Below are 18,742 nucleotides of genomic sequence, written 5' to 3' on the forward strand. Positions count from 1 at the left end.
TTTACTAAACACTCCAATTACTCATGATATACTATACTCAAAATACAAAACAACATTTTTTTAATTATAAATGAAGATTTCGACTACAGTCTCACAACTAAAATTCTCCCATCGTCGTAAAAACATTTTGACTAACGAATGGGTATTAGTATCTCCTCATAGATTAAATAGACCTTGGCAAGGTCAATCAGAAGAAACACAAAAGAACACCCTTCCTGAGTATGATGATAAATGTTATCTTTGTCCAACTAATACTCGAGCAAATGGAGAAGTAAATCCTGACTTCAAAGAAACTTTTGTATTTGAGAATGATTTCTCAGCACTTTCTAAAGAAAAGATAGACCCTAAACTTGAAATAAATGACGATTTATTTCAATTAAGTGGTGCTACAGGTATTGCTAAGGTTGTTTGTTTTTCTGCTAAACATAATCTGACAATGGCATCAATGCAAGAAGAAGATATAACTAAAGTTGTAGATTTATGGGCAGCCGAAGTTAATGAACTCAGTAAAAAATATCAGTGGGTGCAAGTTTTTGAAAATAAAGGTTCAATTATGGGTTGCTCAAATCCTCATCCGCATGGACAAATTTGGGCTTGTGACTTCTTACCAACAGAGGCTCAAAAAGAGTATAAATCGCAACAACAATACTTTGAGAAAAACAAGTCTAATATGCTGTTAGACTATGCTAATAGAGAAATAAATGAAAAAGACCGAATTGTTTATCAAAATGATGACTGGTTAATCGCTGTACCATTTTGGGCAACATGGCCCTATGAAACATTATTGCTACCAAAATTCAAATGCGCTCATATTAATCATCTGAATAATTTGCAAAGAAGATCACTTGCCAATGCTCTTAAAACATTATTAGTAAAATACGATAAGCTATTTGATACTTCATTCCCATATTCAATGGGCTGGCACGGTTCAATAAATGCTACAGAATCTGATTACTGGCAGCTTCATGCACATTTCTATCCGCCATTATTGCGTTCAGCAACAGTTAAGAAATTTATGGTTGGTTTTGAAATGCTTGGAGAATCGCAAAGAGATATTACTCCAGAGCTAGCAGCACAAGTATTAAGAGAGCTATAATTATGATGGACTGTATCAAAGATAATCTAATCAATCGTTTCGTTAAACTTTATGGTAGAATTCCCCAAGTTTTTTTCTCGCCTGGCAGAGTAAATTTAATTGGAGAACATACTGATTATAATAGTGGTTATGTAATGCCATTTGCAATCAACAAAGGCACTTTTATATCTATAGCAACAAGAAGTGATAATGTTGTAAATGTCTATAGTGAAAATCTTGATGACTCAACTTCTTTTAATATCAATGAAATAAAACAAGAAGTATCAAACACATGGCAAAACTATATAAAAGGCGTTATAAATATAATTAAATTAGATTTCCATAACGATATCAAAGGTGCGGATATTTACATCTTTAGTGATTTACCTTTTGGAGCTGGTCTTTCATCATCTGCTTCTTTAAATACTGCATTAGCTTATGCTTATAATGAAATCTATAAACTAAACATCTCTAAACTTGAACTTGCAGAAATTGCTCAAAAAGTCGAGCATGAATATATTGGTACAAAATGTGGAATTATGGATCAGATGGCTTGTTTATTTTCAGAGCAGAATGCTGCAACAATGATTGATTGTAATGATAATCATTGTAACAACATACCTTTTGAACTTGACAATCTATCGGTACTTATTTGTGATACAAATATCAAACATAATCTAGCAGACTCTGCCTATAATGAACGTCGTCAAGTTTGTGAAGATATAGCTAGATTTAATAATATAAAATCACTGCGTGAGCTAGATATACAAAAATTAGAGCATACTAAAGCTAATTTTAAGAACGAAGACTATAAACTGGCATTGCATGTCTACACAGAAAATCAAAGAGTAATAGATGCTACTAATGCAATGATAAGTAAAGATTGGAATGATTTAGGTAATTTAATGTACCAATCTCATAACTCTTTAAAAAATGATTATAAAGTTAGTTGTAATGAACTTGATTACTTAGTCGAGCTATCTCAAAGTTTTGCTGGAGTTTATGGAGCTAGAATGACGGGCGGCGGTTTTGGAGGCTCAACTATACACCTTCTGCCGACTAAACTTTTGAAGGATTATACTGACTACTTAGAAAAAAACTATTTTGAAAAATTTAATATAAAGCCTACTTTTTATATTTCAAAAGCTTGTCAAGGCACACATATAATATGTGGTAAAAATAACTGATATTCTATGAAGTTCTAGAATGACTATTCTTGGTAAATTATTAGAGTCAAAATTGACTACAATTTATTATAAGATTCAGATATTTTTTTATACTATCATAGCTTTGATCACATCACACTTTTCTTTTGCTTCAGAACCTTTCCATGATGAGGATATACTTGATAAAAAAAGCTATTACAACGTATATAACTTTGATGATATCAATAGTAAAGATTTCGAACCCACACCATTTGTAGGAGTTAGTGGAGGATGGGGGCAAGCTACGGCTGGATCTCCCAGTGGTATAGTATTTACGACTGTTGGATATAGATTTACAGAATCCTTTGGTGCTGAATTTGGCTATGCTGCTGCCATATCTAAGCAGTATTCTACTACATTAGTCAATAATAACTATATGGGCATCTTAAAATACTATTATAAAATAAATAATTACTTAAATTTAAGTGCTGGTGTAGGAGCTGGCCTTAGTCATAATAATATACTCAATATAGACAATGCGAATAATGCTCCTGAATCATATCTTAATAGTGATAACTCTCAAACCGGATTTGTAATTTTCCCTATTAGCTTAGGAACACCTGTTAAATTTATCGACAACTTAAGTGTTGGTGTGAATTATATTTATGTCAGAAATTTTAACAATACATCTGTAAATATCGTTACAACAGGCTTAATATATTCATTTCTATAAACTTTAGTAGCTTATTAACTAATATCTTTTATTTTTAGCTAATATTTTCTCAATCGGCTGATAGTATTTTGAATCTTTAACAAGTATGTAACCAGTTTCACTATTAGAATCTGTAAGATAAGCATGTTCAAATATATTTGATTTTGTAAGTGGCTCATTTTTTGCATTAGCTATACCAAAATAGTAATTATAAATAACTCCTCTAGGATGTTCTTTTGATAATTCAACTTTAGTTTTGGAACCACCTTTATCTTTCAGCTCTTGAGAACTTAAAGAAGTTACGTGAATATAAAGCCCTTGTATATTATTACTATCTGTCAAATAACGTAAATAAGAATCAAGATTATAGCCAAACTCTATTGCTTTTGTCATACTCATAGGATTTTTAGGTTGGTTATAAATATCTATAACAATACTTTTAACTTTAAGTTGGCCTTTATATTTAGCAAACCATTCTTCTGCACTTAATAGCCAATTATTGTCTTGATTAAATATTTCATAAGTACGTTTATTTTTATAAGACAATCTTTCAAGATCACGATAGTTTTCTGATGAGTTATAGCTTATTTTTAAATGAAGACTTATAGTATCTAAGCTATAGTAATTTTTTATAAAGTTACTTTCTATATACTTTTTGATTTTCGGCATTAGTATATTCTCACCACAGTTATCACTATTCACGTTGTACTTCCCGTCTATGCTAGGCACAGTAGGGTTAGCATTCACAAGATTATTATCAAGTTGATTAGCCACAAACACAGTACATTCATTTACTTTTTTACTAGATAACCAGCCTGTATCAACATACTCTCCTAAAACTACAGATAATCCTCGATCATAAGTTCTCTCAACTTTATATTGTCTATTATATTTTTTTTCAGCATAGCTTTGGGCCATGTCTTTGATTTGACCACCTGTAGTAAGGGCAAAACTATAACAAAACTGTATAGGGATAAATAAAACTGAAACTGTTATTAATATCTTGTTTAATTTCATAGAAATTCAAGCCATTTAAAATAAAAAATTATTTACTTAATATTATAGCTAATTAATAATTTAAATGTTAACTGAAATAAATAGTATATAATGATTAATCTAACTAGAATATATTTTTGAGTTTTTCTAATAAGTTATTTTTTTCTTGTTCAGTATATGCTTTAGACTGAATATTACCCCAAACTGGAGCTGGCCATACAGGGTCATTTTCAAAACGTCCTACTACATGAATATGCATTTGCTTAACTACATTACCTATAGTAGCTACATTTAGTTTGTCTGTATTATATTCTTTAACTACAAAGCTAGATAGTTTATTAATAATCTTATTAATATTATACTGCTGTGAATCATCAAGTTGATACCACTCTGTTCTATCTGTAAACGGTACAACTATAAACCAAGGCACTATTGAGTTATTCATTAGCAAAACTTTACAGTCTAAGTGTTCATAAATTTCAAATGTATCTGCCTCTAAACGAGAATCTAGTTTAAACATCAAACAGTTTCCTTACTTTTTCTAAATCTTGAAGCGTGTCAACACCAGCAGGAGTTGGTTTAGCTGATTGCTCAACAGCAATTTTATAACCATTATATAACACTCTTAGTTGCTCAAGAGCTTCATATTTTTCGATTGGTGATATTTCAAGTTCCGCATAGTGCTTCAAAAAACCAACTCTATAAGTATATATACCAATATGTCTAAAAAACTCAGATATATTAACTTGATGATTCTCTGAAAAACCTCTTTCAAAAGGGATTGAGGCTCTGCTGAAATATAAAGCATAATTATTTTTATCAAAAACAACTTTGACATTATTTGGATTATATATGTCTCCAGGTTCAGTAATTCTCTCACACAGTGTCGAGACAACTGCTTGTGGCTTTTCGATTAATAATTGCGCTGCTTGCTCGATATTTTCAATTGGAATCAAAGGTTCATCACCCTGTACATTGACAACAATATCTTCATCAGCAAAACCTAGCTTAGTAACTGCCTCAGCTATCCTATCTGTACCAGATTCATGATCGTCTCTTGTTAAGATTACTTTTGCACCAAATTTTTCTGCAACTTCTTTTATTTCTTCTGAGTCTGTAGCTATGATTATGCTCTTAAATTTTGATTTAGCTACCTGTTCATATACTCTTTGAATCATTGGCTTACCAGCGATATCTGCAAGCATCTTGCCAGGTAGACGTGTTGACTTAAGTCTAGCAGGAATTACAACATGAATATTAGCCATATTTTTTTACCTCTTCTAGCGTTAGTTTTTTGGTTTCTTCAACTAACATTACTGGAATATTCTCACGAATTGGATAGGCTAATTTGTCAGCCTTACAAATTAAAAGCTGATTTTCTTTGTCATAATGCAAGCTTGAGTTACAAACTGGACAAACCAACACATTTAAAACCGAATGATCCACTATTTCACCTCTATTATAAATTCATATTTATCTGCTACTTGTTCTGCTTTGACAAGTATATAATCATTTACTTTACACCATGCTGGAATATCATGCATAGTCCCCGGATCTGTACAAACTACTTTTAGTTGTTCACCTGACTGCATGGCTTTCAAAGCATTTTGTGTTTTGATAACTGGCATTGGACAAAGAAGTCTTTCTAAGTTTAATTGTTGCATTATATATACCACTCTTTTTTAATCTCATCAGCAGGCATCGGCTTAACCACAACTTCCTTACTGGTACCGTCAAGATAGTTAAACACCATTGTTACGCTTTCAGCATTTTTACCCTGAGTAAATCTGCCTAAAATTTGTGCCGTAAAATCTTCATCAGCCTTATCAAAGTCGCCATCAATAAGAATTAAAGGACCCTGATGGGATGAGCAGTAAACATGTATAAATTGATTTTTATAGCCATTTAAATAATTATTTTCACCTTCTTCGCGACCGACTATAAGTTTATACTCAGGTTTATAACGAATATGCCTACCTACTTTAAGAAGCATAATATCATCAAATTCATACTCTTTTGAGTTACGCGCCTGCCATAAATCAACTAGTTTATCAGAGTATTGTTTATCAGTGAGAAAACAACATCCTCCAGCAGGAGATGCATAATCTTCTATACCCCACTCACGCGCCATTCTCATTTGATCTTTTCTACCTCTACCAGTTATTCCCATTAGCTTAGATCTATCAACCCAACCTTCTCTTTCAGGTTTTGTTTCTGGCAAGTTTTTAGCACTTAGCGGCCTAAGTAATAAATCATCTACACCCGATTGTTTTTGAACAACTGGCATTGTACTTTTACGCTGTGACATTGGTCTTTGACCTATTACTTCACCTGTAATTATAAAATCGAAGCCATTTTCCTTTGCCCATTCTTTTGCTTTACGCACCATAAAAATCTTACAATCTAGACATGGATTCATATTCGCACCATAGCCATATTTAGGGTTTAGTAAGACATCTTTGTACTCTTCAATCACATCAATAATATGTAACTTAATCCCTAACTGCTCAGCAACCCATAGTGAATTGTTACGTTTTTGTTTTTCCTTATCTTGCTTACGGATTGCATGAGTATGTCCCTCTACACAAAAACCAGTAAAAAAATTTATACCTTCTACATGTATACCCTGCTCTAGCATCATCTTTGTTGCAAGCATCGAATCAAGACCACCAGAGATTAGTGATACTGCTTTAACTTGTTTCTTTTCCATTATTATTTTTGTCTAATTAAATCAAATATTAAATATTTGTAATAATTTTAACATATCGATATTTTATAACTATAGTTTTGTGAGATTTGTATTTCTATTTAAGACTGTTTAGTTTTCTGACTATAAGACTGAGCCGCATAATACCCAATTATTGATCCTAGCATTGATCCAGCAATTAAATCACTAGCAAAGTGGAAGTATTGTAACAATTGTGTAACCACGACTAAAAATGCCAACAATGCCCAAAGCCATCTATATTTTGGAAATAAAATCCACATACTTACACTAAATGAAAATATAAATGTAGCATGGCCAGATGGAAAAGAGTTATTAATATTATCGAATGAAAACCAATTGAACCCATATAAATCATTTCTAATCAAAGAAGGATTATTCTTAAAAGTTTCCGTCCAATATCTACCAAAAATACCCTTTAAAATATCTTTGATAAATTGCCCAATTATAATTGCATTAGCTACTAGCAAGAATTTTGTATCAATATCTACTACTTTTTTGAGTATAAGCTTAATGAAATAGTATACATAAAATACAAATACCAAAACTTTTATAAATGAAATAATATCATCTGAGAAAAACTTCATAATCGTGTATTGTCGAGAATTATGCGCATATAGAAACCAAACAATTTGTCTATCAACAAAGTAGTAACAAAAGAGTATTGAAAATATTCCTAAAATAATTAGTAGCAAACCTTTTTTATTCATTTTCTTAATTTAATAGTTTTTAAAATGCGAATATTCTACGCCATTATGTTGCTGATGTTTAGTATTTTTTAATGAAAACATTCCCAAATCTCTTGGGCTAGTTTTTTACTAATCCCTTTGACTTTTGCGATTTCATCAACAGATGCTCTAGACAGCTCTTGCCAGCCTCCAAAATACATTATCAAAGCTTTACGGCGCTTTGGTCCAACGCCTTCTATTTCTTCAATAATTGATGATTGTCTATTTGCACTTACTTTTTTACGCTGACCTTTAATCGCATGATCATGAGCAGAGTCCCTAACTTGTCGTAATAATAAAAACCCCGGATTGTGTTCATCTAGTGTATATTCGCTATCATCAAAACCTTTGTAGATTTTTTCTTTACCACTTATACGCTCAACACCTTTACCCAAACTTACAAGCTGGACTTTACCTTGAATTCCAAACTCTCTAAAAACGGCTTCTGCTTGATGAATCTGCCCTTTACCACCATCTATTATCATAATATCAGGAAGATTATCAGCTTCTAAACCTGAACTAACTCGACGCGATACTGCCTGATGAATTGCTGCATAATCATCTCCAGCTTTAATATCCTTGATATTGTATCTGCGATGAGATTTGCGGTCCTCACCTTCATCTGTATATACAACACATGATGCTATGGTTGCCTCACCTTGGAAATGTGAAATATCAAAACACTCAATACGCTTAATATCTTTTTCTAACTCAAGAAATTCTTTGAGTGCTTCTAAGCGTTTTTGATACTGAGATTTTGAACTTGTGTAGATATTTAGCTTTTGTCGTGCATTTACCTCAGCTAATTTCAACCACTTGAGATTGTCAGCAGCTGGTGCAACTATCCAATTTATGGCTTGACCAATTTTTTGGGAGATACTATTCATAAGATCAGTAATATCAGCAAACTCAACTTTTGATATGATTATATTTTTTGGCCAAATATTACGAATTTCATCACCTAAATAAAAATGTGATAAGAATGCATGCATTATTGAAGTTTTATCCTGGCCTTTGGCATCGATACTCCAATGTCTATCTGCGACAACATCACCATTTTGAATTTGTAATAAGGCTATACTTGCATAGCTATCTTGCATATAGATACCGATTACATCAAATGTTTTATCTTCTTGGATATCTACTATTTGCTGCTGTTGTAATTTGCGTAATATCACTAACTGGTCGCGATAAACTTGAGCCTTTTCATACTCCATATCTTCAGAAGCCTGATACATTTTAGCTGAAATGTCTTCTAAAACACTACTAAACTTCCCCGCTAAAAACTTCTTCAAAATAGCTAACTGTTCATCATATTGCTCTTGAGAAACCAAGCCTACACATGGTGCTAGACAGCGTTTAATTTGATATTGCAAACATGGCCTAACCCTAGACTTATAGTATGAGTTTTCACACTGACGAATTGGAAAGATTTTTTGGATAATATTTAGAGTATTCTTAACTGATGATATAGATACATAAGGTCCAAAACATTGACCTTTTTTATATGCTGATTTACCACGATAAAAAGATACTCTAGGAAATTTATCACGAGAAATTACTAGATATGGATAACTTTTATCATCTTTAAATAGAATATTATATTTAGGACGATGTTGCTTAATGAGATTGTTTTCTAACAAATATGCTTCATAATCACTAGGAGTAATAGTTATCTCAATTCGAGTTACTTGCTCTACCATCATTAGAGTTTTACTATCTTTCGCGCCTTTAGAAAAATAACTATTTACCCGATTTTTGAGATTTTTTGCTTTACCGACATAGATTATCTCTCCGTGCTTATCAAGCATACGATAAACACCGGAGTGTGTAGTCAAGTTAGCCAAGAAACTTTTTAAATCAAAATCTTTAGAATTATCAGCAATCATCTAATTTTATTAAACAATAAATCTATGAAAATGATAACATATACCTAGTTTAATCTACTACTTATTAATAAATACAAACTAATGTATGAAATATACCCTTTTATAACTGATAGAATATGGATTATTGAGTATCCAGTTAAGTATTCAGGGATAAAATTTAGCTCCCGAACAACACTAGTAAAGCTAAAGGATGATTCCATACTAATACACTCTCCATGTAAGATTGACAATAGTTTAAAAAATAGGATTTTAAAGATTGGTGACGTTAGCTGTATAATAGCTCCTGGAAACTTCCATCATTTACATGTCAAATCTGCACAAGATGCTTTTCCTAAGGCTAAAACTTATATCTGCCAAGGTGTGGATAAGAAACAGCCTGGCCTAAAATATGATAAGATACTTACAGATGAGCCTATCTCGGAAGAATTACTACAGCAACCCATTCTAGGTAATAAAATTATGAACGAAGTTGCTTTTCTTCATAAAGACACCAAAACTCTAATATTAGTAGATGTTATTGAAAATATAGGTAGTAATACAAACAATATAGGCTGGGGTATAAAGATATGGTGGCTAATTCTTAGAATGTGGAACAAAGCTAAACCTGCTCCAGAATATCAAATAGGTTGGAGTGATAAAAAGCTTGCGGCTCACTCTTTACAGGAAATTCTAGATTGGGATTTTGATAAAATCATTCTCGCTCACGGAGATTTAATCACCCAAAATGCTAAACAAATAGCCACCCATGCATGGCGTAAACCTCTCAACAAATTAAAAAAATGATAATAGATACAAATAAGAAATTAGAAGATGTTGTAAATGCTCTCAAAAATGCAAAAGAAATAGCTGTTGATACAGAGTTTTACTGGATGCGTACATATTACCCAGAGCTTTGTCTTGTACAAATAGCTACTAAAAATAAAATCTTCTTGATAGACACTCTAGAAGATCTTGATTTTAGTAAACTCAAAGATATTTTTGAGGATACTAATATCCAAAAAATAATCCACTCGGCAACAAATGATATCCCAATTATAAAAAGATTTTTTGATTGTGAGGTTAATAATATTTTTGATACTCAGCTTGCAGCTTCATTTTTAGGTACTCAATCGCAGATATCTCTCAAAGCTCTACTCAAAGATATACTTGATATTGAAATGGAGAAAGAATCACAGTTTTCAGACTGGCGTAAAAGACCGCTTTCTCAAAAGCAGTTTGACTATGCTCTAAAAGATGTTGAGCATCTTATAGAAATCAAATACCATCTTGAATCAAAACTTAATCAAACTGATTATAAGCAATACTTCCATGAAGAACTATTAGAGATACAAAAAACAGAGTTTAACACTGTTGATAATATCCATAATAAAATTGGTAATATCCAAAAATTTAATGAAAAAACTCAAAAAAACGCTATATTGGTAGCTCAATGGCGTGAATCTATCGCTCAACAAAAAAATATTCCTGTTAGATTTATTTTTGATAATAAAATTCTCTATGCAATAGCTCATAAAAATCCTAAGTCTTTAAATTCATTTGATACTGAAGAATTAAAAAAACTTAAACCTTGGATCAAAAAAAGCATAATAACAGTTATTAACTCTAAACAGAATCTAGAGCATATAAACTTAGAGCAAAAATCTGGAGCTAAAATATCCACCGAGATAAATGACAAAATAACTAATTTTTTTGATCTTGAAACAAAGACCTTCAAATTCGATGCTTCATTAATAGCATCAAGAAAAGATATTCGCTCAGTAGCATACAATCTTAGTATCGATCCTAATTACTCGAATAATAAGCTATTAGTTGGTTGGAGATATGAAATAGTTGGTAAAAAATTAAAAGAGTATATACTTGATACCATAAAATAATATATGACATTTTCTCTACTATCTAATTATGAAAAATATTACTCGAGATTCTAAATTATTTCCTATAGTATTGGCTTTGTTTGCTGCCCTTCCACCACTAGCTGTCAACACTTATGCTCCTGCTATTCCACTGATAGCTAATGACTTTGGTGTTAGTAATAGCACTGTTCTTACAACATTTGCAACATATTTTATTGGCTTTTCATTCGGTATGCTTTTTTGGGGAGCTATCTCTGATAAATATGGCCGTAAAAAGATTATTATCATTGGTAGCGTAATCTATATCATAAGTACTGTCCTATGTTCATATAGTTATAACTTCAAAATGCTTGAAATAATGCGTTTGATACAAGGATTATCTGACTCAGTAGGTGCTGTAATAGCCTTCTCAATAGCTCGTGATTGTTACAAAGGTGCTAAACTTACAAACCTTGTAGCATCAATAATAATAATATTGTTAATAGCTCCAATAGTAGCTCCAATAATTGGCACTATTCTTACAAATTTAACTCATACTTGGCAAAGTACATTTCACTTTTTAACTATATATGGTGTAGTTATGCTTCTATGTGCTTTTCTAATTGAAGAAACTCTAGAGCATAAAGATAGAAAGTCTAGTATTCTAAAATTAATACCAAGCTACTTTCAACATTTAACTAATCCACGCTTTATGCTTGCTACAGTAGCAAGTGGTACTATTTTTGCAGCTCTTTTTATCTATATTTCATCATCAGCTTTAATTTACCTAGGTAGCTATGCAACAGGATCTTTATGGTACTGTATATATTATGGTTTATGCTGTGTTGCTGCTATATTTGCAAATTACTTGATAAAAAGACACTCAAGCAAAGTTCAACAACTTAAATTTTTATACTATAGTGTCGCACTTATAACTATAAGCTGTATTATTTCAATTATCTTTAATAGCCTAAATCTTGATAATGCCTTTTTTTATACATTAATAATGTTTGTTTTATGTGGAAATGTAGCCTTTAGCTCAACTCTTATTTATTCATTTGCAATTGATCAAATTGACCATAGTTTTGGCACAGCTAACTCGATTGTTAACTTTATCAAAAATATGATTGCTGCAAGCGGAAGTTATTTTATAAGTTTCTATCATGATAGAGATTTAGTGATAGCATCTCCAATTTTTCAATTTATCTTTGCATTAGCAACAGTTATGCTACTTTTTGGAATTTATAAACTAAATAAAAAGTATTCATAAATTCGTTATTATAATTAATAAATCAGAATAAAAATTCTTTTAATAAATGATTTTTTCTTATAACTTATACTAATCAATTATCCCGAGAACTCATTATGATTTTAGCCATATTTGATTTTGATGGAACGATTTGTGATACAAAAGATAGTATCTTAAATATTACAGACTTGACATACAAGTCACTAAATAAAAATATATCCAAGGATCTTATTAAGGATACTTTAAAACTAGGATGCTCACTGGAAAAGACTTTTTCAAAAATAAATACAAGCCTTAACTTAGATTTCGACATAGATTTCTTAGTTAAGATCTATAGAAACTTATATAATAATAATGGATATAAATATATATTATTGGTGACACTTTAACAGATATCAAATTTGCCAAGAATTGTAGTTTAAAATCTTGTTTTGTAAGTTATGGATATGGAGATACTAACGAGTGCATTCAATTACAGCCTGATATAGTCATCTTCAACCCTAAAGAATTATTTAAAATAAAAGGTCTATTTTAGCAATTTGACCATCTAATATTTGTAAATATACCTTTTATCTTCTTGAGGTAAAATTATACACTAAACCTCTACAGAATGAGCCTTTTCTAACAGATATTCTTTCTTAACTACTTGTAGAGTTTTCTCATTAGTTGACTCAAGCACTACTTCTGGAGCTACTCCATTTTGATATGCCTCTAACCATCTCAACGCACATAGACACCATTTATCTCCAGGTTTGAGTCCTGGAAAATCAAATAAAAGATTAGATGTAGACAAGTCATTACCTCTTGATGCTGTATACTCCAAAAACTCTTCTGTCATAATAGCACAAACAACGTGTAAGCCATGATCATGATTATCAGTGCGACAAAAGCCATCTCTATAAAACCCTGTCTTAGGCTCTAAACAACATGGCTTCAATATATCACCTAAAACATTTCTTTGTTCTGACATATTTTTTAAAAAAAGATTGTTTTATTAAATATAATAAAGCAGAAAAATAATGAAATAAATATTTTAAGATTAAAGTTTTGAAATATCAGCTACACCAATAAACATCTTATGAATAGTTGCAAGTAATGCAATTCGATTATCTCTGACACTGGCATCATCATCCATAACCATTACATTTTCAAAGAACTCGCTAATGACTTTATCAAGACAAGTTAGAAGCTCTAAAGCATAGCCATAGTCTCTATTGTCTAAATACTTATCAAGATCAGCACTTATTTCTTCGATACTATAAGCAAGTGCTAGCTCATACTCATTACCTGCCGATTTAGCTAACTCAATATTATAAAAGTCCTTATTCCCATCGGAAGCGTTCTTACTAAGAATATTAGCAACACGCTTATTTGATGCTATAAGACTCTGAGCTTTATCTGTAGATATAAAACTAGTTACAGCCATTATTCTAGCTGCAAAATCCTTGATTGAATCATATTTAGTATTAATCACTGACTCAAAGATATTTACAGCGACACCTTCATCTTTATATAGATTTTTTAGTCTATCTAGACAGAATGATATAACTTCTGCTTTTATATCAGAACTAAACTCTAATTTATTTACTTCTTTATAGCTATCTAATGCAATTTCGATAACCTTTTCTAAAGCTATATCAATATTTGTATCTCTTAGAATACGTAGAATACCAATTGCAGATCTTCTTAGAGCAAATGGATCTTTGTTTCCTGTTGGTTTTTGACCAATTCCAAATATCCCAACTAGAGTATCTAACTTTTCCGCCAATGCAACACAAGCTGCGACATCAGTTTTGGGTAATTCTGCACCAGAGTATTTTGGCCAATACTGTTGTTCTATAGCATCAGCGACGATATCTGTTTCACCATGCGCTTTTGCATAATACTTACCTATTATCCCTTGTAGATCAGTAAACTCAAATACCATATCAGATATCAAATCAGCCTTAGCTAATAAACCAGCTCTGTAAGATTGTTGGCTATCTACATTATTCAAATCTGCTAATTTCTGTGCTGTATTAGCAATTCTTTGAGCTTTTTGATACATATTTCCAAGTTTATTTTGGAATGTAACATTTTCTAATCTAGGTAATAATTGTTCTAAAGATTTCTTCAGATCTGTATCATAGAAAAATGCCGCATCAGCTAATCTTGCGTTCATAACTTTTTGATTACCAGATGTTACAAGCTCAGGCTTCTTACTCTCAATATTTGAGATTGTAATAAAGTTTGCAACAAGATTATTATCGCAATCTAATAATGCAAAACACTTTTGATGCTCCTCCATTGAGGATATCAACGCCTCTTGCGGTACTCTCAAGAAATCATTATTGAAACTACATAGCATAGCATTCGGATACTCTACAATAGCGCAAACCTCTTCAACAAGATCATCATCCAAAACTACTTTATAGTTATTTTCTTTAGCTATCTTTTGGGCTTGTTCAATTAACATCTGCTTGCGTTGCTCCCAATCGACAAGAACTTTAGCTTCAGCTAATACTCCCTCATATTCAGAAATCTCATTGATATATATTGCATCAGGATGATGAAACCTATGCCCATAAGTAACATTAGAAGCCTTATGTCCTAGAATCTCAATATCAACAGCTTCTCTACCGTATAATGCCAAGACCCAATGCACAGGTCTCACAAATTCAACTACCGAATCACCCCAACGCATCATTTTTGGAATTGGTAGCTGTTTAAGCGCTTTTGCAATGATTTCTTGCAATAAGGAAATAGTTGGCTGACCAGACTGTGTAGTTTTATAATAAAGTTTGTCACCCTTTGGTGTTTCGATTCTATCTAACTGATCAAGCTCTACACCACAAGAATTTGCAAATCCCAAAGCTACTTTTGTTGGTTCACCATCTTTATACGCAATATTTACTAAAGGTCCTTGTTTTTCAATAACTATATCATCTTGAAACTCTGCTAAATTTTTAATTACAAAAGATAACCTTCTTGGTGACGCAAACCACTTAGTTTTACCAAAACTAACTTTTGCCTCTTGTAATTGGTTACTTACACTGTTTAACAGTGACTGTGCTAAATTTCTCAATGCTTTTGGAGGTAATTCTTCTGTACCTAATTCAAATAAAAAATCTTTTGTAACTTTGCTCATTTACAAACCCTATAGATAAATGTTTACTTTATTAATACTCTCTAGATGCTGGAAAGTATAATTATCATGAATATTGGGCTATATTATAACTTAATAACCCAAAGAATTTAACTAAACATCTATGTTTATTGATACGCATTGTCACTTAGATTTTACTATTTTTGATAAAACACGAACTACACTATTACAAAACTGTGATGAATTAGGTATTACTCACTTTATAAACCCTGCTACTCAAAGAAATAATTGGGACAATCTAATTAAACTTAATCAACAATATAATAATATCTCTATTTGTTTTGGCTTACATCCAGTATTTATGAATAATCACAGCCTCTCTGACTTAAATGCTTTAGAAGAATATAGTAATAAACACTCAACTAAAATAATTGGGGAAATTGGTCTAGATAAAAGATTTGAAAATTTTGATAAACAGATAGAATTTTTCTCAGCGCAAATAGCTATTGCTAAAAATCTCAATAAACAAGTAATTATTCATGCTGTAAAATCTCATAATGAGGTATTACGGATCATTAAAGATTTAAAATTTACTAATGGTGGTATTATTCATGCTTTTAATGCAAACGATACTATCGCACAACAGTATATAGATCTTGGTTTTAAATTAGGCATTGGAGGAATTATCTCTCATCCACAATCAAAACTTAAACAAACTCTACAAAAAATCAATCCTAAAAATATTGTTTTAGAAACAGACTCACCTGACATGAGACTTTATAATAGTTTTGAAGATATTAACACTCCAAAAAATATACCTACAATTTTTGAATTGCTTAAGGATATTTATCAACTAAATCCTGATATACTAAAACAACAAATTTATAATACTAGCTTAGAATTTATCTAAAAAATGTATATAGCCAACTTACGCTTACAAAACTTTAGAAATATTCCTTTTAAGAGTTTTGATTTTAAAAATAGTATAAACTTTATAGTTGGCAAAAATGGTTCTGGTAAAACATCTATACTTGAATCGATATATTTTCTCTCGCACAGTAGATCATTTCGCAGCTCACAGCTCAATCGCATAATTAATCATGATTGCGATGAGTTTATAGTATACACCAAAGCCTATAACCAAGATGAAGTAATCATCTCACTATCACGCAAGAAAAATAGTAATAATATTTCAAAACTAAACTCAGAAATTCAAAAAAATCACACTGAGATAACTCGAGCTTTGCCTATCCAATTAATGAATCCTGAAAGCTTCAACATTATAAATTCAGGTGCTCAACAAAGATGTAAAGTACTCGACTGGGGAGCTTTTTATCTTGATAAAACATTTTTAAAAATATGGCAACAAACCAAATTTTTAGTAAAGCAAAGAAACTCAGCTCTCAAACAAAACTATCCTAAAGCTTATATTAACGGAATAGATAAAAAATTATGTGAATTTGCAGATATATTGGATAAAAAGAGACATACTTATTTCTCAAAATTAAAACCAAAGATCTATGAAATTCTATCGCAGTTTAACCCAAATTTAAAACTGGACATAGATTACTTCCGCGGCTGGAATTCACACAAAAGTCTAACACAGGTTTTAGAGGAGTCATTTGAATCTGATAATAGATATAATGTAACTAATCATGGACCTCATAAGGCAGATATAGTCCTAACTACAAATCATAAGCCAATACAAGATATCTTCTCCCGTGGTCAACAAAAACTACTGATTTGTGCAATCAAACTAGCACAAGGAGAAATTCATAACCTAGAAAATGAAAACAAATGTATTTATCTAATAGATGATATAACATCCGAACTTGATAATATTCACACGCAGACACTATTTAACTATCTAAAAAAGCTAAAATCACAGGTTTTCATTACCACAACCGAAAAAAACAAAATTAATGACTTTCTTGATTTAGATAGTCATATCATCGAAATATAGGATATAAAATAATGCTTAGAATAATACTCTCACTGTTTCTACCAATACTAGTTTTTGCCAATAATCCAATATGTGATGGTAATACTTATGAAATTAACCAATGCCTCAAGGCTCAAATTCAAACGTATGACAAAAAACTAGATTCTCTTAAAGGCTCTAACATCAAAGATTTTAAAAGATACCGTGATAATATCTGCTTAGATATTAGCTCAGCATATAATGGAGGAACTTATGAATCTATCAAATATGGAAACTGTATAATTTCTCTTGATAGGTGGTTTTTAGAAGAAGTAAAAATGTAAATAAATACTAAATTTAATATTATTATTCTTTAATAGCCGTAAAAAGATCTTGGAATCCTTGAGGCGCTTTTTCTAATGTTTTATTACTTGAAACATGATTTGAGTAGACATTTGTTGAACCTAGCCAAGCATCTATACCACCATTATCATGTAAATTAATTGAATAACGATTACCTTCGGCATCTTTTAGACCCCAATAACGATCTCCCCAAGAGTATCTATATCCAACTTTCTCAGGGAGCTCAAGAGCAAGCCTTGAACCATCTGGTGCAGCAATTTCGAGATGTCCCTCTTCAGGAGTACCGACCCATTCAAATCCATGAGTACCATCTTCATTTAAGTAACTTTTCTGATCATTTAATAAAGATTTAGTTGGAATAGCCTGTTGTACGATATCACCAGATGCAATTAATGCTGCTCGAGTATCTTCAATTGTTGGAGCAGATGTTGTATCAGTTGTAGTCTCAGATGCTTCATCTGTTATATCACTATCACTAGCAACACCGGGAACCATACCATTAGACAAATTTCCTGCAGATTTACTTACTTTAAGAGTTGTCGCATTTGAGCAGTATACACTGATAAAAACACCTCCTAATAAAACCAATATTCTCTTAAATTTCATGACTAACCTCCTAAGTTAATATCCTACTCAGATAATGCTAAATCATACTGATAATACGGATCTGTAATATCAGGTATTAAAGTTGGTTCAACATAGACTTTAATATTTGCATTCTGAGCATCTACTCTTTCTTTACACACTTGTACAACATTATCTTTATTTACTTCAACACATCCCCAAAGTTCAGAGTCCTCATCAGGAAATTTTCCAGTTTCATATATATAATGAGTAATTTCATTAATATAGCTTCGGGCTGCAATATCTGCACCAGAAAGTTTTGCTCTAACTTGATAATTTGAATACATTGGTATTGCTACAGCAGCTATAATAGCGAAAATAGCTACCACTATCATTAGCTCTGTTATTGAGAAACCTCTATTATTCATACAACTATACAGATAAATAAAAAACGCTCT

23 protein-coding genes are annotated in these 18,742 nt (G+C 31.4%); 11 read left to right on the plus strand and 12 right to left on the minus strand.

Features of this window, described 5'->3' with window-relative positions; all coding sequences use genetic code 11:
• Positions 1 to 70: 70 nt before the first annotated feature.
• Genes F0R75_RS04565 through F0R75_RS04575 form a run of 3 tightly spaced genes read left to right on the plus strand, consistent with a single transcriptional unit; the run spans position 71 to position 2,953 of the window.
• A complete protein-coding gene (locus tag F0R75_RS04565) occupies positions 71 to 1,096 on the plus strand; it encodes a UDP-glucose--hexose-1-phosphate uridylyltransferase (protein WP_149368162.1) in 1,026 nt (341 codons plus the stop codon).
• 2 nt (positions 1,097 to 1,098) lie between these two features.
• Positions 1,099 to 2,262: a galactokinase gene (gene galK, locus F0R75_RS04570; RefSeq protein ID WP_149368161.1), complete on the plus strand. Its 1,164-nt coding sequence runs from the start codon at positions 1,099 to 1,101 to the stop codon at positions 2,260 to 2,262.
• Positions 2,263 to 2,281: 19 nt separating this feature from the next.
• A complete protein-coding gene (locus F0R75_RS04575) occupies positions 2,282 to 2,953 on the plus strand; it encodes an outer membrane beta-barrel protein (protein ID WP_149368160.1) in 672 nt (223 codons plus the stop codon).
• A gap of 18 nt (positions 2,954 to 2,971) precedes the next feature.
• Here F0R75_RS04575 and F0R75_RS04580 read toward each other — a convergent pair whose 3' ends face one another.
• The 8 genes from F0R75_RS04580 to uvrC form a co-directional block, all read right to left on the minus strand.
• Positions 2,972 to 3,949, minus strand: a complete 978-nt coding sequence (locus tag F0R75_RS04580) for a hypothetical protein (RefSeq protein WP_149368159.1) — start codon at positions 3,947 to 3,949, stop codon at positions 2,972 to 2,974.
• Positions 3,950 to 4,052: 103 nt separating this feature from the next.
• Positions 4,053 to 4,448, minus strand: a complete 396-nt coding sequence (locus F0R75_RS04585) for an HIT domain-containing protein (protein ID WP_149368158.1) — start codon at positions 4,446 to 4,448, stop codon at positions 4,053 to 4,055.
• Positions 4,441 to 5,193 carry a 3-deoxy-manno-octulosonate cytidylyltransferase gene (gene kdsB / locus F0R75_RS04590; RefSeq protein WP_149368157.1) on the minus strand — a complete coding sequence of 251 codons (753 nt, stop codon included), beginning with the start codon at positions 5,191 to 5,193 and terminating at the stop codon, positions 4,441 to 4,443. The genes F0R75_RS04585 and kdsB overlap by 8 nt, the downstream gene beginning before the upstream one ends.
• Positions 5,186 to 5,374 (minus strand): Trm112 family protein, encoded by a 189-nt coding sequence (locus tag F0R75_RS04595; protein ID WP_149368156.1) that lies wholly within the window; start codon positions 5,372 to 5,374, stop codon positions 5,186 to 5,188. The genes kdsB and F0R75_RS04595 overlap by 8 nt, the downstream gene beginning before the upstream one ends.
• On the minus strand, positions 5,374 to 5,592 hold the full coding sequence (locus F0R75_RS04600) for a sulfurtransferase TusA family protein (protein WP_042518577.1): 219 nt from the start codon (positions 5,590 to 5,592) through the stop codon (positions 5,374 to 5,376). The genes F0R75_RS04595 and F0R75_RS04600 overlap by 1 nt, the downstream gene beginning before the upstream one ends.
• Complete coding sequence (locus tag F0R75_RS04605; RefSeq protein WP_149368155.1) at positions 5,592 to 6,638, minus strand: tRNA (5-methylaminomethyl-2-thiouridylate)-methyltransferase; 1,047 nt, start codon at positions 6,636 to 6,638, stop codon at positions 5,592 to 5,594. The genes F0R75_RS04600 and F0R75_RS04605 overlap by 1 nt, the downstream gene beginning before the upstream one ends.
• 98 nt (positions 6,639 to 6,736) lie before the next feature.
• Positions 6,737 to 7,363, minus strand: a complete 627-nt coding sequence (locus F0R75_RS04610; protein ID WP_149368154.1) for a phosphatase PAP2 family protein — start codon at positions 7,361 to 7,363, stop codon at positions 6,737 to 6,739.
• Between the two features lie 68 nt (positions 7,364 to 7,431).
• Positions 7,432 to 9,270 (minus strand): excinuclease ABC subunit UvrC, encoded by a 1,839-nt coding sequence (uvrC, locus tag F0R75_RS04615; RefSeq protein WP_149377215.1) that lies wholly within the window; start codon positions 9,268 to 9,270, stop codon positions 7,432 to 7,434.
• Between the two features lie 81 nt (positions 9,271 to 9,351).
• Here uvrC and F0R75_RS04620 point away from each other — a divergent pair, with 81 nt between their 5' ends.
• The 5 genes from F0R75_RS04620 to F0R75_RS10350 all read left to right on the plus strand — a co-directional run bounded on the left by F0R75_RS04620 (position 9,352) and on the right by F0R75_RS10350 (position 12,886).
• Positions 9,352 to 10,053, plus strand: a complete 702-nt coding sequence (locus F0R75_RS04620; RefSeq protein WP_149368152.1) for a DUF4336 domain-containing protein — start codon at positions 9,352 to 9,354, stop codon at positions 10,051 to 10,053.
• A complete protein-coding gene (locus tag F0R75_RS04625) occupies positions 10,050 to 11,144 on the plus strand; it encodes a ribonuclease D (RefSeq protein ID WP_149368151.1) in 1,095 nt (364 codons plus the stop codon). Before F0R75_RS04620 ends, F0R75_RS04625 begins: the two co-directional genes overlap by 4 nt.
• Before the next feature lie 28 nt (positions 11,145 to 11,172).
• The gene (locus F0R75_RS04630) at positions 11,173 to 12,372 is read left to right on the plus strand and encodes a multidrug effflux MFS transporter (protein WP_146421267.1); all 1,200 of its coding nucleotides are present in this window, start codon (positions 11,173 to 11,175) and stop codon (positions 12,370 to 12,372) included.
• Between the two features lie 95 nt (positions 12,373 to 12,467).
• Entirely contained in the window at positions 12,468 to 12,740 is a 273-nt protein-coding gene (locus F0R75_RS10345; RefSeq protein WP_149368150.1) for an HAD hydrolase-like protein, read from the plus strand.
• Between the two features lie 5 nt (positions 12,741 to 12,745).
• On the plus strand, positions 12,746 to 12,886 hold the full coding sequence (locus F0R75_RS10350; protein WP_425460486.1) for a hypothetical protein: 141 nt from the start codon (positions 12,746 to 12,748) through the stop codon (positions 12,884 to 12,886).
• A gap of 60 nt (positions 12,887 to 12,946) precedes the next feature.
• Here F0R75_RS10350 and F0R75_RS04645 read toward each other — a convergent pair whose 3' ends face one another.
• The gene (locus tag F0R75_RS04645; RefSeq protein WP_149377216.1) at positions 12,947 to 13,321 is read right to left on the minus strand and encodes a DUF2237 family protein; all 375 of its coding nucleotides are present in this window, start codon (positions 13,319 to 13,321) and stop codon (positions 12,947 to 12,949) included.
• A gap of 69 nt (positions 13,322 to 13,390) precedes the next feature.
• The gene (glyS, locus tag F0R75_RS04650) at positions 13,391 to 15,478 is read right to left on the minus strand and encodes a glycine--tRNA ligase subunit beta (RefSeq protein WP_149368148.1); all 2,088 of its coding nucleotides are present in this window, start codon (positions 15,476 to 15,478) and stop codon (positions 13,391 to 13,393) included.
• A gap of 121 nt (positions 15,479 to 15,599) precedes the next feature.
• On the opposite strand from glyS, the gene F0R75_RS04655 reads away from it, so the two are divergent.
• Genes F0R75_RS04655 through F0R75_RS04665 form a run of 3 tightly spaced genes read left to right on the plus strand, consistent with a single transcriptional unit; the run spans position 15,600 to position 17,701 of the window.
• Entirely contained in the window at positions 15,600 to 16,346 is a 747-nt protein-coding gene (locus tag F0R75_RS04655) for a TatD family hydrolase (protein WP_149368147.1), read from the plus strand.
• Positions 16,347 to 16,349: 3 nt separating this feature from the next.
• Complete coding sequence (gene recF, locus F0R75_RS04660; protein WP_149368146.1) at positions 16,350 to 17,399, plus strand: DNA replication/repair protein RecF; 1,050 nt, start codon at positions 16,350 to 16,352, stop codon at positions 17,397 to 17,399.
• Positions 17,400 to 17,410: 11 nt separating this feature from the next.
• Complete coding sequence (locus F0R75_RS04665; protein ID WP_149368145.1) at positions 17,411 to 17,701, plus strand: lysozyme inhibitor LprI family protein; 291 nt, start codon at positions 17,411 to 17,413, stop codon at positions 17,699 to 17,701.
• Positions 17,702 to 17,723: 22 nt separating this feature from the next.
• Here F0R75_RS04665 and F0R75_RS04670 read toward each other — a convergent pair whose 3' ends face one another.
• Together F0R75_RS04670 and F0R75_RS04675 are read right to left on the minus strand one after the other, a co-directional pair.
• Positions 17,724 to 18,326 carry a hypothetical protein gene (locus F0R75_RS04670; protein ID WP_149368144.1) on the minus strand — a complete coding sequence of 201 codons (603 nt, stop codon included), beginning with the start codon at positions 18,324 to 18,326 and terminating at the stop codon, positions 17,724 to 17,726.
• Positions 18,327 to 18,349: 23 nt separating this feature from the next.
• Positions 18,350 to 18,712 (minus strand): prepilin-type N-terminal cleavage/methylation domain-containing protein, encoded by a 363-nt coding sequence (locus tag F0R75_RS04675; protein WP_149368143.1) that lies wholly within the window; start codon positions 18,710 to 18,712, stop codon positions 18,350 to 18,352.
• Positions 18,713 to 18,742 lie beyond the last annotated feature (30 nt).

This window comes from Francisella marina, from assembly GCF_008369785.1.
Taxonomy (GTDB): domain Bacteria; phylum Pseudomonadota; class Gammaproteobacteria; order Francisellales; family Francisellaceae; genus Francisella; species Francisella salimarina.

What these genes read in the sequence shown, in the direction of transcription:
- F0R75_RS10345 (WP_149368150.1), top strand. Translation starts at nt 12,468, where the DNA reads ATGATTTTAGCCATATTTGATTTTGATGGAACGATTTGTGATACAAAA.
- F0R75_RS04600 (WP_042518577.1), bottom strand. Translation starts at nt 5,592, where the DNA reads ATGCAACAATTAAACTTAGAAAGACTTCTTTGTCCAATGCCAGTTATC.
- F0R75_RS04630 (WP_146421267.1), top strand. Translation starts at nt 11,173, where the DNA reads ATGAAAAATATTACTCGAGATTCTAAATTATTTCCTATAGTATTGGCT.
- kdsB (WP_149368157.1), bottom strand. Translation starts at nt 5,193, where the DNA reads ATGGCTAATATTCATGTTGTAATTCCTGCTAGACTTAAGTCAACACGT.
- glyS (WP_149368148.1), bottom strand. Translation starts at nt 15,478, where the DNA reads ATGAGCAAAGTTACAAAAGATTTTTTATTTGAATTAGGTACAGAAGAA.
- recF (WP_149368146.1), top strand. Translation starts at nt 16,350, where the DNA reads ATGTATATAGCCAACTTACGCTTACAAAACTTTAGAAATATTCCTTTT.
- F0R75_RS04625 (WP_149368151.1), top strand. Translation starts at nt 10,050, where the DNA reads ATGATAATAGATACAAATAAGAAATTAGAAGATGTTGTAAATGCTCTC.
- F0R75_RS04670 (WP_149368144.1), bottom strand. Translation starts at nt 18,326, where the DNA reads ATGAAATTTAAGAGAATATTGGTTTTATTAGGAGGTGTTTTTATCAGT.
- uvrC (WP_149377215.1), bottom strand. Translation starts at nt 9,270, where the DNA reads ATGATTGCTGATAATTCTAAAGATTTTGATTTAAAAAGTTTCTTGGCT.
- F0R75_RS04610 (WP_149368154.1), bottom strand. Translation starts at nt 7,363, where the DNA reads ATGAATAAAAAAGGTTTGCTACTAATTATTTTAGGAATATTTTCAATA.
- F0R75_RS04565 (WP_149368162.1), top strand. Translation starts at nt 71, where the DNA reads ATGAAGATTTCGACTACAGTCTCACAACTAAAATTCTCCCATCGTCGT.
- F0R75_RS04575 (WP_149368160.1), top strand. Translation starts at nt 2,282, where the DNA reads ATGACTATTCTTGGTAAATTATTAGAGTCAAAATTGACTACAATTTAT.
- F0R75_RS04675 (WP_149368143.1), bottom strand. Translation starts at nt 18,712, where the DNA reads ATGAATAATAGAGGTTTCTCAATAACAGAGCTAATGATAGTGGTAGCT.
- F0R75_RS04655 (WP_149368147.1), top strand. Translation starts at nt 15,600, where the DNA reads ATGTTTATTGATACGCATTGTCACTTAGATTTTACTATTTTTGATAAA.
- F0R75_RS04580 (WP_149368159.1), bottom strand. Translation starts at nt 3,949, where the DNA reads ATGAAATTAAACAAGATATTAATAACAGTTTCAGTTTTATTTATCCCT.
- F0R75_RS04605 (WP_149368155.1), bottom strand. Translation starts at nt 6,638, where the DNA reads ATGGAAAAGAAACAAGTTAAAGCAGTATCACTAATCTCTGGTGGTCTT.
- F0R75_RS04665 (WP_149368145.1), top strand. Translation starts at nt 17,411, where the DNA reads ATGCTTAGAATAATACTCTCACTGTTTCTACCAATACTAGTTTTTGCC.
- F0R75_RS04620 (WP_149368152.1), top strand. Translation starts at nt 9,352, where the DNA reads ATGTATGAAATATACCCTTTTATAACTGATAGAATATGGATTATTGAG.
- galK (WP_149368161.1), top strand. Translation starts at nt 1,099, where the DNA reads ATGATGGACTGTATCAAAGATAATCTAATCAATCGTTTCGTTAAACTT.
- F0R75_RS04645 (WP_149377216.1), bottom strand. Translation starts at nt 13,321, where the DNA reads ATGTCAGAACAAAGAAATGTTTTAGGTGATATATTGAAGCCATGTTGT.
- F0R75_RS04585 (WP_149368158.1), bottom strand. Translation starts at nt 4,448, where the DNA reads ATGTTTAAACTAGATTCTCGTTTAGAGGCAGATACATTTGAAATTTAT.